At 63.2% G+C, this 13,328-nt stretch carries 10 protein-coding genes; 6 read left to right on the forward strand and 4 right to left on the reverse strand.

From position 1 onward, the window contains the following. Positions 1 to 128 precede the first annotated feature (128 nt). Positions 129 to 623, forward strand: a complete 495-nt coding sequence (locus PHAMO_RS03215) for a hypothetical protein (RefSeq protein WP_235720778.1) — start codon at positions 129 to 131, stop codon at positions 621 to 623. Between the two features lie 64 nt (positions 624 to 687). Here the strand turns inward: PHAMO_RS03215 and PHAMO_RS03220 are convergent, their stop codons facing one another. The 3 genes from PHAMO_RS03220 to PHAMO_RS03230 all read right to left on the reverse strand — a co-directional run bounded on the left by PHAMO_RS03220 (position 688) and on the right by PHAMO_RS03230 (position 5,194). After that, complete coding sequence (locus PHAMO_RS03220) at positions 688 to 2,322, reverse strand: hypothetical protein (protein WP_002726393.1); 1,635 nt, start codon at positions 2,320 to 2,322, stop codon at positions 688 to 690. A gap of 170 nt (positions 2,323 to 2,492) precedes the next feature. Beyond that, positions 2,493 to 3,884, reverse strand: coding sequence for a sodium:proton antiporter NhaD (gene nhaD, locus PHAMO_RS03225; protein ID WP_002726395.1), 1,392 nt, complete (start codon positions 3,882 to 3,884; stop codon positions 2,493 to 2,495). Continuing rightward, entirely contained in the window at positions 3,881 to 5,194 is a 1,314-nt protein-coding gene (locus tag PHAMO_RS03230) for a hemolysin family protein (RefSeq protein ID WP_002726397.1), read from the reverse strand. Before PHAMO_RS03230 ends, nhaD begins: the two co-directional genes overlap by 4 nt. A gap of 165 nt (positions 5,195 to 5,359) precedes the next feature. Here PHAMO_RS03230 and PHAMO_RS03235 point away from each other — a divergent pair, with 165 nt between their 5' ends. Continuing rightward, entirely contained in the window at positions 5,360 to 6,349 is a 990-nt protein-coding gene (locus PHAMO_RS03235; RefSeq protein ID WP_002726401.1) for an amidohydrolase family protein, read from the forward strand. A gap of 25 nt (positions 6,350 to 6,374) precedes the next feature. Here the strand turns inward: PHAMO_RS03235 and PHAMO_RS03240 are convergent, their stop codons facing one another. Continuing rightward, entirely contained in the window at positions 6,375 to 7,424 is a 1,050-nt protein-coding gene (locus PHAMO_RS03240; protein WP_040566122.1) for an Mrp/NBP35 family ATP-binding protein, read from the reverse strand. A gap of 240 nt (positions 7,425 to 7,664) precedes the next feature. On the opposite strand from PHAMO_RS03240, the gene hflK reads away from it, so the two are divergent. From hflK to PHAMO_RS03260, 4 genes are all read left to right on the forward strand, one after another. Continuing rightward, complete coding sequence (gene hflK / locus PHAMO_RS03245) at positions 7,665 to 8,801, forward strand: FtsH protease activity modulator HflK (protein WP_002726405.1); 1,137 nt, start codon at positions 7,665 to 7,667, stop codon at positions 8,799 to 8,801. Further along, the gene (gene hflC / locus PHAMO_RS03250) at positions 8,798 to 9,673 is read left to right on the forward strand and encodes a protease modulator HflC (RefSeq protein WP_002726407.1); all 876 of its coding nucleotides are present in this window, start codon (positions 8,798 to 8,800) and stop codon (positions 9,671 to 9,673) included. The genes hflK and hflC overlap by 4 nt, the downstream gene beginning before the upstream one ends. Positions 9,674 to 9,798: 125 nt before the next feature. After that, entirely contained in the window at positions 9,799 to 11,349 is a 1,551-nt protein-coding gene (locus tag PHAMO_RS03255; RefSeq protein WP_002726409.1) for a DegQ family serine endoprotease, read from the forward strand. 187 nt (positions 11,350 to 11,536) lie between these two features. Continuing rightward, positions 11,537 to 13,321, forward strand: coding sequence for an acyl-CoA dehydrogenase (locus PHAMO_RS03260; protein ID WP_002726413.1), 1,785 nt, complete (start codon positions 11,537 to 11,539; stop codon positions 13,319 to 13,321). The last annotated feature ends 7 nt before the right edge of the window (positions 13,322 to 13,328 follow it).

Here is a 13,328-nt window from a genome sequence, read left to right on the forward strand (position 1 = left end):
CATGTATCCCGCCGGATGCGTCGGGACATGGCACCTTATACACCCGGTCTTTGGGATTTTCATCCCGAAAAACAGCATGCATAGTAAGGGCTTTGGGTCTCCAAACGTAGGTGGGCATGACGAAAATAATGACTTTCGGGTCAGGTGGATGGGCCTTACCGATCGACCCAGGATCGGTACTGCGTGACGGGAGCGGAAAAGCTCTCCCTCTCGCTGACGGAACCACCCAGTTTGACTTCCGCTACCGTGACATCCGCTTCGCCGCACGGGTCGAGGTTGACCACGGCAGCGTGACCCTCCGCGTCGTTGGCGATGTTGGGCCGATGCCCTATTCCGCCGAATCGACACAGGCCCGCGCCGGGCTGACCCGCATCTGCGCCGTCGCCAACGAATCGCTCGTGGGGGCCCGGCTCCGGGTGGCTCAGGGACGGATTTTGCTGGGAAAAGACATCACGCTGGAAACACCGCCGACAGCTACGGCTCTTGTTTCAGCTGTGGTCGAATTCATATTGCCGACGCGGCCTTACTTAGAACTGATTTCTGTTTACTTGCGCCCGCCATTGGCTCCGGCGCGGGCGGGCGAGACCGCATTGCAGCCGCAATGGCGCAAACCATCCCGCTGATTCTCTTAAAAGGACGCATCGCCGGGCATGATGCAAGGATTCCGCACCATGCCCGGTCGGCTGATCAGGCGGATAAGACCTTCAGGCTATCGCGGGTAGCGCGTGCCGAGCGTTCGATCCAGCGATCCTGAAGAACCGTGACATCAAGCGTCCGCTGAGTCGAGTGGACCAGCGGCGCAAGGCACTGCTCGGCGGCAGCGAAGAATTCCTCGACCACCCCGTCCAGGATGCGGTCGTGCGTGGCAACGGTGTCGGCCATCAACCCGTCGAGACGCGACAGGATACGAGCCCGGCGACGACGGGCAGCTCGAATCTTGCGCTTTTCGGGACTGGCCAGCCACTTATAAAGCCCGGCCAGAAACATCGGCACCCCCAAAGCGGCCGCCAGAATCAGACCCTGGGGCAACAAATCCTGGAGGGTCAAAGTCTCCAACAGCACTTCATAGGCACCGATGGAGATTACCAGCGCACCGAGAATCAGGACGGCATTCGCCAGCAAATCCGTGAATTCGAAGATCCTCGGGACGTTCTGCCCCAGCCAGGATTCCCGGCGGATTGTCGGGGTGGTGTTACGGCCGAACGGACGGGTGTGAATCGGCTCGGCTTCGGCAGCCGCTCCCACCGATGACGGCGGGGCCAGACTGGCGGTGCGCTTCGGATCGATCGTTTTCATGAAGGCGGTGCGGTTGGCGATCAGTTCCTCGCGGAACTGCATCAACTCTTCCTTCAGCAACGTGATCTGGGATTCGTAGCGACGCTGCAACTCACCGTAACGGAGCTGGACCGAGCGGCCATGGCTGCTATTGGCAAAGCTGTCCCAGATATCGCGGTCGAGCGGATCGTCCTGGAACATCAATTCGCGGACCACCACATCGACGCCGTTGGCAGGATCGTCGAGAAAGGTGCGAACGTCTTCGCGGAACGTTTCCTTCTGGAAATCGATGCGACGGATCATCGCCGCCAGCCGCTGTTCGATCTGGCGGACATTGGCGGCAATCGACTGGCACAAAATTTCGGCAAGCTGACGTTGCGGACCCAGCGCCTCGCGCTGCGCCGACAGGCTCACGACCTGCGCTTCGATGCGCGGAGCCAGATCGGCGATCGACGCCCGCAGAGCGGACAGATTGGTCTCTCCCTCGGCAAGCTGCTCTCCGACCGCACGCGCCAGGGCGGTGTGCCCGTGGGCCTGAGCAACGGCAAGAATCGCCAACAGCCGTTCGTCCTCGCGCCGGTTCACCAATCGGCTGAGTGGGGTCGGCCGCGACGAACGGCGGCGGATGCGCACCGGAACTGGGATATTAAGAGCGTCAATGTCGATCTCAAGGCCCAGGGCCTCGGCAAAGCGGGTCGTGGTATCGCGGGCGTCGTCACCGCTGACCCGCAGCAGGGGGAGAGCGACCTCGAACCCGGCACGGCGGACTTCTTCTTCCAGTCCTCGTGCGGCATCCTTCAATCGGCGCAGGGCGACTTCAAGCCCGTCCGGCGCTGCCAGCGCCCGCAAAGCGATCGCGGCTGGCATCGTCGGGTCGTCGGACTGGTCGGCCAGTGCGTTGGCGGCTTCGACCAGACACAGATATTCCGACGTTGTGACGGTACCGTCCAAAACCGTGACAGCGGCTAAAGCTCGGGACAGAGCCGGAACAAGGCCGCCCGCCTCGGTCTCGGCCTCCTCAACGCTCCTGATTTCCAGCTTGCGCATCTGACCCCCCAAAATATGCCCGTCCAGAGGCCCCCGGCCTCCCTTCGAAATGGAAATGCCGGCCACCGTCTCCCCGGACGATAACCTTTCACTAATCCCAGCGCCTGCCACTGTGTCGCCGACGTTCCCCGGCGTCAAGCGCCATGGTCGGGTTTTCCGCCATCAGAACATCAGAACAAGTCGGCATTGAGCAGGCGATGAACCATGATTCCGCCGACGAAACCGGCCCCAACCGCCCAACTCCAGCGCAGGTGTGAGGAAAAGGTATAGATTCCCCGCGCCTGCCCCATCAGAGCGACACCAGCGGCGGAGCCGATCGACAGCAAGCTGCCACCGACTCCGGCAGTCAGTGTGATCAGCAGCCATTGCCCCAATCCCATGTCTGGATTCATCGTCAGAACGGCGAACATCAGCGGAATATTGTCAAAGATCGCCGACAGAACACCGATGGCGATATTGGCGCTGGTCGGACCCAACTGGTCGTAGAGAAGGTGCGAGGTCAGCGACAGATAACCGAGCAGCCCCAACGCGCCGACGCACATCATCACACCGTAGAAGAACAGCAGCGTGTCCCATTCGAGCCGCGAGATGCGCTCGAACACATCGAAATTCCAATCGGTTCGGGTGGGATCGCGGCGGTACCGGCTGCGCAACGCATAGGAGAACAGTTGCAACAGGCCAAGGCCGCTCATCATCCCGATCACCGGAGGCAGGTGCAGCGCAGAATGGAAGGTTACGGTGATCGCGATGGTCAAGCCGAACAATGCGGCAATGCGACGCGCGCCGGGCAACATCACCACCGCCGCGCCCCGCGACGATGGCGCACCGGACGGCAGAGCGAAATGCATCAGCAGCGCCGGAATCAGGAAGGTCACCACGGCGGGCAGAAACAGAAGGAAGAAGTCACCGAACGGCACGACCCCTTTCTGCCACACCATCAGAGTGGTGATATCGCCAAACGGGCTAAAGGCACCACCGGCATTCGCGGCGACAACGATGTTGATGCAAGAAAGAGAGGTAAAACGCGGTTGATCCCGCCCGACTGACAGAACCACCGCGCACATCACCAGCGCGGTCGTCATGTTGTCGGCAACCGGCGAGATGAAGAAAGCGAGAATGCCGGTTAACCAGAACAGTGCCCGATACCCGAATCCAGAGCGAACCAGCTTCGAGCGGAGCGCATCGAATACCTTTCTCTCTTCGAGGGCGTTAACATAGGTCATCGCCACCAGAAGAAATAAAAGAAGCTCGGCATATTCGAGAAACACATGGCGCACCGCTTCTGTCACCGCCTCTGACTGGCCGCGCCGGGCCATCTCGACGGCAAGAAGCGTCCACATCAACCCGGCGGCAACCACCACCGGTTTCGATTTGCGCAGGTGGGTAGATTCCTCGGCAATCACCAAGGCATAGGCGAGACAGAATAGCGCCAGGCCTGTAAGGCCAACCCAATGCCCCGTCAGATCGGGCAATCCCGCCGCTTCAGCCGCCAGCGCAACACCAGGGAGACCGACCAAGGCCAGCGCCAGAACCGCCACAACAAATCGCATTCCCGTCTTCACGTTGGGTCTCCCTCCTCGCCGCCGACCCGAGCCAACAGAACCTTATCGATACGGCGCCCGTCCATATCGACCACTTCGAAACGCCAGCCGTCATCGAGAAAATGATCACCAGCCACGGGAATTGCCCGCAGCCGCCACAGAACAAAGCCCGCGACAGTGGTAAAATCGCTGTCGCCACCGCTCATCGCCCGGCATCCGGTTCGCTCGGCCGCCATATCGACGGCAACGTCACCATCAAGCAGCCACGATCCATCCTCGCGCTGGGTGATGCAGCCTTCGTAATTCTCGCCATGTTCGGCCAGGGTGCCCAGTAGTGACAGCAGGATGTCGGTCGCGGTAACGATACCCTCGGCCTCGCCATATTCATCGACCACCAGCGCCATATGAATGCGCGACCGCTTTAGCACATCGAGAACCTGAAGCGCCGGAGCGGTATCGGGAACAACTTCGATCGGGCGCACCGCCGCAACCGGCTCGAAACCTTTGCCAGCCATGAAGCCGTCCAGCAGATCCTTAGCCTGAATTACACCGACCACATCGTCCAGGCTGCCGCGATAGACCGGGAAGCGCGAATGCGGGCTGTCGCGAACGATCGACTCGATCCGCTCTGGCTCCCAATCGAGATCGATCCACGCCACCTCGCCCCGCGGGGTCATGATCGCCCGCGCCCGCCGGTCGCCAAAGCGCAACACGCCCGAGATCATCTCCTCCTCACGCGGATCGATAACCCCGGCCTGGGTGCCCTCGGCAACCATCTCACGCACTTCTTGCTCGGTCACGGTCGTCGTGCTTCCCCCGCTCACCCCGAGCAAGCGGAGCACCAGTCCGGTCGAACCCTCCAGCAACCACACCACCGGGGAGGCAACCGTCGCCACCGCCATCATCGTCGGAGCGACCAGGGCGGCGATCCGCTCGGGATTGGAGAGGGCGATCCGCTTCGGCACCAGTTCGCCGACGATCAGAGACGCATAGGTGATCAGGCTGACCACCACAGTGATCGACAGCGCATCCGCCACCGGAGCCAACAACGGAATGTCACCGAGCCACAGCGCCAGATGACCGGCCAAGGTCGCCCCGGAATAGGTTCCGGCCAGAATACCGACCAGGGTGATACCGATCTGCACGCAGGACAGAAAGCGGCCCGGATCGTCGGCAAGCCGCAATGCCAGGGCGGCACCGCGACTGCCCTCGGCCGCCCGCGACGCCAGACGTTGACGCCGCGATGATACGATCGCCATTTCGGACATGGCGAAAGCGCCGTTCAAAAACACAAGAAAAACGATGACCGCGACTTCAAAGGTCAATGACATGGAGGGAAACGCTATCCTGTGGGAAAGCCCGGAAGGCGGCGTCCGCACGTATCGGGCGACAAGCCGTCTCGCGAAGCTATGGAGGGTGGAGCATTATAGCGGCCCCGGACCTCGACGCAATCCGCGTCACCACCGATATGCCACGACCGATCAAGGAATCCCGTCATGCCAACTGCTCCCTTAATCATTGATTGGCATGCCCACTGGATACCGCCCGAGGTGATCGCCTTACTGACAAAGCGGACGGAGCCGCCCCGAATCATCGCCGGTCGGGTGGGACGGCTGCTTGATCCCGGCGACGGCCGGATGCTGCCGCTTAAAGAACCGCAACTTGACCTTGACCGCCGCCGGGACGAGATGGACCGCGCCGGAGTGAACAAGCAAATCCTGTCGCTAGCCGTGGTCGCTGGGATCTTTCCCGCCTGCCTGCCGCCAGACGTTGAACAGGCGGTGGCCGAAGCCACCAATCGCGGCCTAGCCAGACTGACCCGCGATTCGGGCGGACGCTTTGGCGGGCTTGCCGCCTTGCCCAGCGGCGCACCGAATCTTGCGGCCAAGATGTTGGAGGAAGCGGTCGAAGAGCACGGCCTTGAAGGAGGCGTTCTACCCGCCGACGCTTTCGCCGACGAAACCACCGCCAGCACTCTCACCCCGGTCCTGGCCGCCGCCCACCGGCTACGAACCCAGATCTTCGTTCACCCTGGCCCGCTGTCGGGAAGCCCTCTCCCCTCCAGCGGCGACGATCCCCTGGCGATGATCCGCCGCCGCGCCGTTGGCTTTCAGGACGCCCTGACCCAGGCGGCGATCACCCTCGAATACAGCGACACGCTTGCCCCCTACCCCGACGCCGTGGTGCGGATCGCCAATCTGGGCGGCACCCTGGCCCTACTGGCCGAACGGATCGCGCTGACCGCCGACAGAATGGGCCTGCCCCCCGCCTGGGCCGATGGACGGCCCCGGCGTATCCTGGTCGATACCGCATCGTTCGGCGAAAACGGCATCGCCCTGGCGGCGCAAACCTTGGGGACGGACCGGCTGATCTATGGCAGCGACTCGCCCGCCCTACCGCTACACCCTGGCCTTGACGGACTGCACGCCGCCATCCCGAACGAGTCCGACCGCGCCGCAATTTTAAGCGGGCGAGCGCTGGGGTAGATCACCAGCGACGCACCGCTTGCGTCTAACGCCCCACCGTCGCCCAGACCTTTTCGGCAATGGCGCGATAGGCGCGGGCATGGGGACCATCGGGACGAGCCAGAACGATCGGCTGCCCTTCGTCACCGCCCTGACGGATCGCGATGTCGAGCGGCAGTTCGCCCAGGAAATCGACACCGAACCGCTCTGCTTCGGCACGAGCGCCGCCATGGCCGAACAGATGAGCCTCGTCGCCGCAATTCGGGCAGAGATAATAGCTCATGTTCTCGACGATCCCCAATACCGGCACCCCGACCTTGCGGAACATCGCCAGTCCCTTGGCGGCATCGATCAGGGCGATATCCTGGGGAGTCGAAACGATCACCGCCCCGGCCAGGGCCACCCGCTGGGTGATCGTCAATTGAGTGTCGCCGGTGCCGGGCGGCATATCGACGACCATCACATCAAGCGGCCCCCAAGCAACGTCGCGCATCAATTGCTCCAACGCCCCGGCAACCATCGGGCCGCGCCATACAACCGGCGAATCCTCGGGCACCAGAAAGCCGATCGACATGCATTCCAGCCCAAAGCGCCGGATCGGCTGCATGATCTTTCCATCGGGGCTTTCGGGCTTCGCATCGATCCCCAGCATGCGCGGCAAAGACGGGCCGAACACATCGGCGTCGAACAGCCCGACCGACAAGCCCATCGCAGCAAAACTTAACGCCAGATTGACAGCGGTGGTCGATTTGCCGACTCCTCCCTTGCCCGAAGCGACTGCGATTACCGCCCGGACACCCGACAGCAGCTTGGCCGGAGCAGCGGGAGCCGCAGGAGAAGCGGGTTGACGTTCGGCGGTCAGCACCGCCGCGACCGAAACAACCCCCGGAAAAGCCCGCACCGCAGCCTCGGCAGCGGCACGCAACGGCTCCAGCGCCTGGGCCTGTTCCGGCACAACGGACAGGGCAAAAGTAACCCGGCCATCGCGAACCGACAGGCCGGCGACACGACCGCGCGCAACGATGTCACCACCGCCATCGGGATCGGCAAGCCCACGCAATACATCGATAATCTGCTGTTCGGTAACCTCGGCCATGGCTCCCCCGGCTGACGTGACGCCCGGCAGCCGGGCGGAAAAGAACGGCGGCGGCGGCCCCCGTCGCCCAGATATGGCACCCGCCGAACTCTTTGCAAAGCCCTCGTCCACAAGGGGGTCGAAGAGCCATAACGGGAAAAAGCGCATGCCCTCGCGTTGCGCACAGAGCAAAGCTCCCTTATCTTCCGAAGGCGGAACCGGTTTTCCGTAAGGTCAGGGACAGCGACAAGGGGACAATTAATGGCTTGGAATCCGCGCGGCGGCGATGGCGGCCCTTGGGGCGGCGGCGGCGGAAATGGCGGCGGCGGCGGCCCTTGGGGGCGGCCCGGCGGTCCTTCTGGCGGCAATCCGGGTCCCGATATCGAAGATTTTATCCGCCGTGGCCAAGAAATGCTGCGTCGGGCGATGCCGGGCAATAATTTCGGCGGTCGCGGTGTTGTGGCGCTGGCGGTCGCGGCGGCAATTGCCGCCTGGGGTGCCACCGGCATCTATAAGGTCAGCCCGGACGAACAGGGCGTGGTCATGCGCTTCGGCAAGTGGGTCGATACCACCGAACCGGGGCTGCATTATCGCCTGCCCTATCCGATCGAGGCGGTACTGCTCCCCAAGGTGACCAAGGTCAACCAGTTGCAGTTGGGCTATCGCTCGGGCGGTGAAACCCGCATCGAACGCAATGCCATTGCCCGCAACGTGCCCGAGGAAAGCCGGATGCTAACCGGCGACGAAAACATCGTCGAGGCCGACGCGGCGGTATTCTGGCGGATCAAGGATGCGGGCAAGTTCCTGTTCAACGTCCGTGACCCCGAGATGACGGTCAAGGTGGCGGCGGAAAGCAGCCTGCGCGAAGTGATCGGCCGCAATCCGATCCAGGCCGCCCTGTCCGACAAGCGCGAGCTGATCGCAATCCAGGCGCAGGAGGAATTGCAGCGGCTGCTCGACGCCTATGGTGCCGGTATCCACATCCAGCAGGTCCAGTTGCAGAAGGTCGATCCGCCGGGTGCGGTCATCGACGCCTTCAACGACGTCCAGCGCGCCCGCGCCGACCAGGAACGCGCCCGCAACGAGGCCGAAGCGTATCGCAACGATATTATCCCCCGCGCCCGCGGCGAGGCCGAACGGCTGGTCCAGGAATCGCAAGCGTACCGCGAGCAGGTCGTCAATCTGGCCCAGGGTGACGCCAAGCGCTTCCTGTCGGTTCTGAGCGCCTACAAGCAGGCCGAGGACGTCACCGCCCGCCGCCTCTACATCGAAACGATGGAAGAAGTCGTGAAGAAGTCGAACCGGATCATCATCGATCCGTCGTCGAAAGGATCGCAGGGGGTTCTGCCTTACCTGCCTCTGCCTGAAATCAAGAAGACCGCCGGAGGCGCGAAATGAACCGGGCTCTGCCGATCGCCCTCATCGCCGGGATCGTTGTCCTGATCGCGGCCGGGTCCTCTCTGTTCGTCGTCAATCAGGCCGAACAGGCTCTGGTTCTGCGCCTGGGCGCCCACCGCGCCACCATCAAGGAACCGGGCCTTCACGCCAAGATTCCGTTCATCGAAGACGTTGTTCGCTATGACAACCGCCTGCTGTCGCTCGATCCGCCCGACGAGCAGATCATCCTGGGCGACCAGAAGCGTATCGTCGTCGATACCTTCACCCGCTTCCGTATCGCCGATCCGCTGAAGTTCTATCAGTCGGTTCGCACCGAGGTTCAGGCCCGCGCCCAGTTGGCTCAGATCGTCTCGTCGGCGATGCGCCGGGTGATGGGTCAGGTGATGCTGCAATCGCTGTTGTCGGACGAACGCGCCAACATCATGAGCCAGATTCAGCACGAAGTCGCCGAACGGGCGGATCAGGAACTCGGGCTTCAGATCGTCGATGTCCGTCTGCGTCGCGCCGATCTGCCGGAAGAAACCAGTCAGTCGATCTATGACCGCATGAAGTCCGAACGCGAACGTCAGGCCAAGGAAGCCCGCGCTCAGGGCTATGAATGGGGCCAGCAGATCCGCGCCCGCGCCGATCGCGAGAGAACCGTCCTTCTGGCCGAAGCGCAGCGTCAGGCTCAGATCGAACGCGGTCAGGGCGATGCCGAGGCGAACCGTATTTTCGCCGAGGCGTTCAGCAAAGATCCGCAATTCTTCGCCCTTTACCGGTCGCTTCAGGCGTACCGGGAGGCTCTTGCCGACGGCAATACCACGCTGGTTCTGTCGCCTGACAACGAGTTCTTGCGGGTGATGAACAGCGGACCGAGCGGACGGCGTTAGAGTATAACTGAGGAGCCGGAGGCTCCACCCGGCGAGAGACAGGCGAGTCTAGAGCGATCGGATTTTACCGAAGATCGCTCTAGCTCTCGCCCGCCGATCCAGTCTCAACAGGAGGGTTTCGATCAGTGTTCGTTCATAAGAAACACGATCCGGCTAACGGCGGCATCGCCACCGCCGGAGCCCCGCTGTCGCTGGTCGCGGCGGTTCTCGGGCTGTTCGTTTTGCTCATCCCCGTCGCCGCACCAGCAGAGGCCGCTCCGGAAAGCTTCGCCAATCTGGCGGAAAAGCTCTTGCCCAGCGTGGTCAACATCTCGACCACCCAGACCGTCCGAAACCCGCATGGCGGCATGGAAATGCCCCAATTCCCGCCCGGTTCGCCGCTGGAGGAATTCTTCCGCGACTTCATGGAGCGGCAACAGGGCGGTGGGCAGGGCGGTCAGGCCGATGCCCCGCCGCGACGGGCCAACTCGTTGGGGTCCGGCTTTATCATCGATACGGCTGGCTATATCGTCACCAACAACCACGTCATCGCCGACGCCGACGAGATCAGCGTCAAGCTGCATGACGACAGCGTATTCCAGGCCACCGTTGTCGGTCGCGACCCTAAGGTCGATCTTGCCCTGCTGAAGATCGATCCTGGCAAAAAGCCGCTGACCGCCGCCATCTTCGGAAATTCCGACGAGGCACGAGTCGGGGATTGGGTTCTGGCGATCGGTAATCCGTTCGGCTTTGGCGGCACGGTCACCGCCGGCATCGTCTCGGCACGCGCCCGCGACATCAACGCCGGCCCCTATGATGATTTCATCCAAACCGACGCCCCGATCAATCGCGGCAATTCCGGTGGCCCGATGTTCAACATGAAGGGTGAGGTGATCGGTATCAACTCGGCGATCATCTCGCCGTCGGGTGGCTCGATCGGAATCGGCTTCGCCATCCCGTCCGCATTGGCCATGCCGGTGATCGACGACCTGCGCAAGTCCGGCAAGGTCCGGCGCGGCTGGCTGGGCGTGCGAATTCAGTCTCTCGACGCCGATATGGCCGAAACGATGGGGCTTCCCGACTCACACGGGGCGCTGATCGCCTCGATCGATGCTAACGGCCCAGGCCAGAAGGCCGGTCTGAAGAATGGCGACGTCGTGCTTCGCTTCGACGGCAAGGACATCTCCGAGATGCGCCGCTTGCCCCGTCACGTTGCCAGCACCCCGATCGGCAAGAAGGTCGAAATCGTCGTCTGGCGCGACGGCAAGAAGCTGACCCTGAATGGCACCGTCGGCGAAATGCCCGAGGATCCAGCCGAGAAGCTGGCCCGGACCAAAGGCGACAACCAGAAGCCGTCCCAACTCAAGGAAGGCAGCCAGCTCATCGCAGGCACCGGCTTGACGGTATCGCCGGTGACCCCCGCGCTGCGCGAACGGTTCGGGCTGGATGAGGAATCCACCGGGATCGTCGTCACCGACGTCCGCGGCGACAGCCCTGCTTCCGAGAAGGGATTGCGCCCCGGCGACATGATCATCGAGGCCGACCATAAGCCGGTCCGCATCCCGCAGGATCTGGCCAAAGCGGTCGAGGACGGACGCAAGGCAGGCAGCCGCTCGTTGTTGCTCCGGGTCGAGAACCCGCAGCAATTGCGGTATGTCGCCCTGCCGCTGGCCGAAGTGAAGAGTGGACGGAAATAGGCTGCCCGGCACCCAGTGTCGGACCAGGGATGGAAAGGGGGCGGAATCATTTCCGCCCCCTTTTCCGTTTCCACCCTCTGTCTTACCTCCCTCGTCGCATACGCCTATTCCGTTGTTCCTCTTGACGCAGCGGCCCTTTTTACGGCCAATCTTATCGTAACGAATAACCGAAAGCAGGAAGACCTTCATGCCCACCTTCACCCCGCCGGTTCGCGATATGGCCTTCGTCATTAACGAGATCGGCGCGCTGGACCGTATTTCCGCTCTGCCCGGCTATGAAGAGGCGACGCCCGATCTGGTCGGCGCCGTTCTAGAGGAAGCAGGCCGTTTCGGTGCTGGCGTCCTGGCGCCGCTGAACCCGGTCGGCGACCGCGAGGGATGCGAACTCGAAGGCGAGAAGGTCAAGCTGCCCACCGGCTTCGTTGACGCCTATCGCCGCTTCGTCGAGAGCGGCTGGAACGCGGTACCGTTCGAACCCGAATTCGGCGGCCAGGGTCTGCCGTGGCTGGTGGCGACGGCGGTGCAGGAAATCTGGCATGCCGCCAACATGTCGTTCGGGCTGATCCCGATGCTGACCCAGGGCGCGGTCGAACTGCTGTCGGTTCACGGCACAGCGGACCAGAAAGCCCTGCTGCTGCCGCAATTGGTCAGCGGCGCTTGGACCGGCACGATGAACCTCACGGAACCCGGTGCCGGGTCGGACGTCGGCGCTTTGCGCACCCGCGCCGTGCGCGACGGCGACCGTTACCGCATCACCGGCCAGAAAATCTTTATTACCGCCGGTGAGCACGACGCCGCCGAGAACATCATCCATCTGGTGCTGGCCCGCCTGCCCGATGCCCCCCCCGGCGCCAAGGGGATATCGCTGTTCGTCGTGCCGAAATTCCTGGTCAATCCCGATGGCAGCCTGGGCAAACGCAACGACGTTTCGTGCATCAAGCTCGAACACAAGATGGGAATCAACGGCAGCCCGACCTGCGTGATGGCATTCGGCGAAGATGAAGGCGCGATCGGAACCTTGGTTGGACGGGAAAACCAGGGTCTGGCCCTGATGTTCACGATGATGAACAACGCCCGCCTTGCCGTTGGGCTACAAGGCGTTGCGATCGCCGAACGCGCCACCCAGAAGGCGGTCGCCTATGCCCGCGAGCGCATCCAGGGGATCGCCCCCGGCCGCGATGCTCCCGGTCCGATCATCCACCATCCCGACGTCCGGCGGATGCTGATGACCCAGCGTGCCCTGGTCGAGGCGGGCCGGGCCCTGACTTACTTCACTGCGGCCCAAATCGATCTCTCCCGCCGCTCGCCCGACAAGGCCGAACGCGCTGCGGCCCATGCTTTGGTCGATCTGCTGATTCCCGTGGTCAAGTCCTGGGGCACCGCCAATGGCGTCCAGATCGCTGACATGGCGGTCCAGGTGTTCGGCGGCATGGGCTTTGTCGAGGAAACCGGAGTGGCCCAGCATCTGCGCGATGCCCGAATCGCACCGATCTACGAAGGCACCAACGGCATCCAGGCGCTCGACCTGATCGGACGCAAGCTGATCCGCGACCGGGGCGAAGCGATGCAAGCCCTGTTGACCCAGATCCGCCAGACCGAGGCCGAACTGGCCGAGGTCGGCGGCGAAGCTCTGGCCCGGCTCCGGTCGGAACTGGCGGCGGCAACCACCCGTTGCGCCGAAACGGTCGCATGGATTCTGGCCCATCAAAGCGAGGACCCCAATCTGGCTGGAGCGGTGGCCTCGCCGTTCCTCAATCTGGTCGCCTTTACTGCGGGCGGCTGGATGACGGCACGGATGGCTCTGGCGGCGCAGCGCCAGCTCGCCTCCGCATCCGACGATCCGTTCCTGATGGCCAAGATCACGACCGCGCGCTTCTACGCTGACCAGATTCTGCCTCAGACCGCTGGACTGAGTGTCATGGTCACCGCCGGAGCCGATAGTGTGATGGCCCTGGCCGTCGATGGGTTCTAATCGTTGA

It is taken from the genome of Magnetospirillum molischianum DSM 120, from assembly GCF_000294655.1.
In the GTDB taxonomy this organism is placed as follows: Bacteria; Pseudomonadota; Alphaproteobacteria; order Rhodospirillales; family Magnetospirillaceae; genus Phaeospirillum; species Phaeospirillum molischianum.

Excerpts from the sequence above, each read along its gene's own strand:
- PHAMO_RS03260 (WP_002726413.1), top strand. The coding sequence starts at position 11,537 with ATGCCCACCTTCACCCCGCCGGTTCGCGATATGGCCTTCGTCATTAAC.
- PHAMO_RS03240 (WP_040566122.1), bottom strand. The coding sequence starts at position 7,424 with ATGGCCGAGGTTACCGAACAGCAGATTATCGATGTATTGCGTGGGCTT.
- hflC (WP_002726407.1), top strand. The coding sequence starts at position 8,798 with ATGAACCGGGCTCTGCCGATCGCCCTCATCGCCGGGATCGTTGTCCTG.
- hflK (WP_002726405.1), top strand. The coding sequence starts at position 7,665 with ATGGCTTGGAATCCGCGCGGCGGCGATGGCGGCCCTTGGGGCGGCGGC.
- PHAMO_RS03235 (WP_002726401.1), top strand. The coding sequence starts at position 5,360 with ATGCCAACTGCTCCCTTAATCATTGATTGGCATGCCCACTGGATACCG.
- PHAMO_RS03220 (WP_002726393.1), bottom strand. The coding sequence starts at position 2,322 with ATGCGCAAGCTGGAAATCAGGAGCGTTGAGGAGGCCGAGACCGAGGCG.
- PHAMO_RS03230 (WP_002726397.1), bottom strand. The coding sequence starts at position 5,194 with ATGTCATTGACCTTTGAAGTCGCGGTCATCGTTTTTCTTGTGTTTTTG.
- PHAMO_RS03215 (WP_235720778.1), top strand. The coding sequence starts at position 129 with ATGACTTTCGGGTCAGGTGGATGGGCCTTACCGATCGACCCAGGATCG.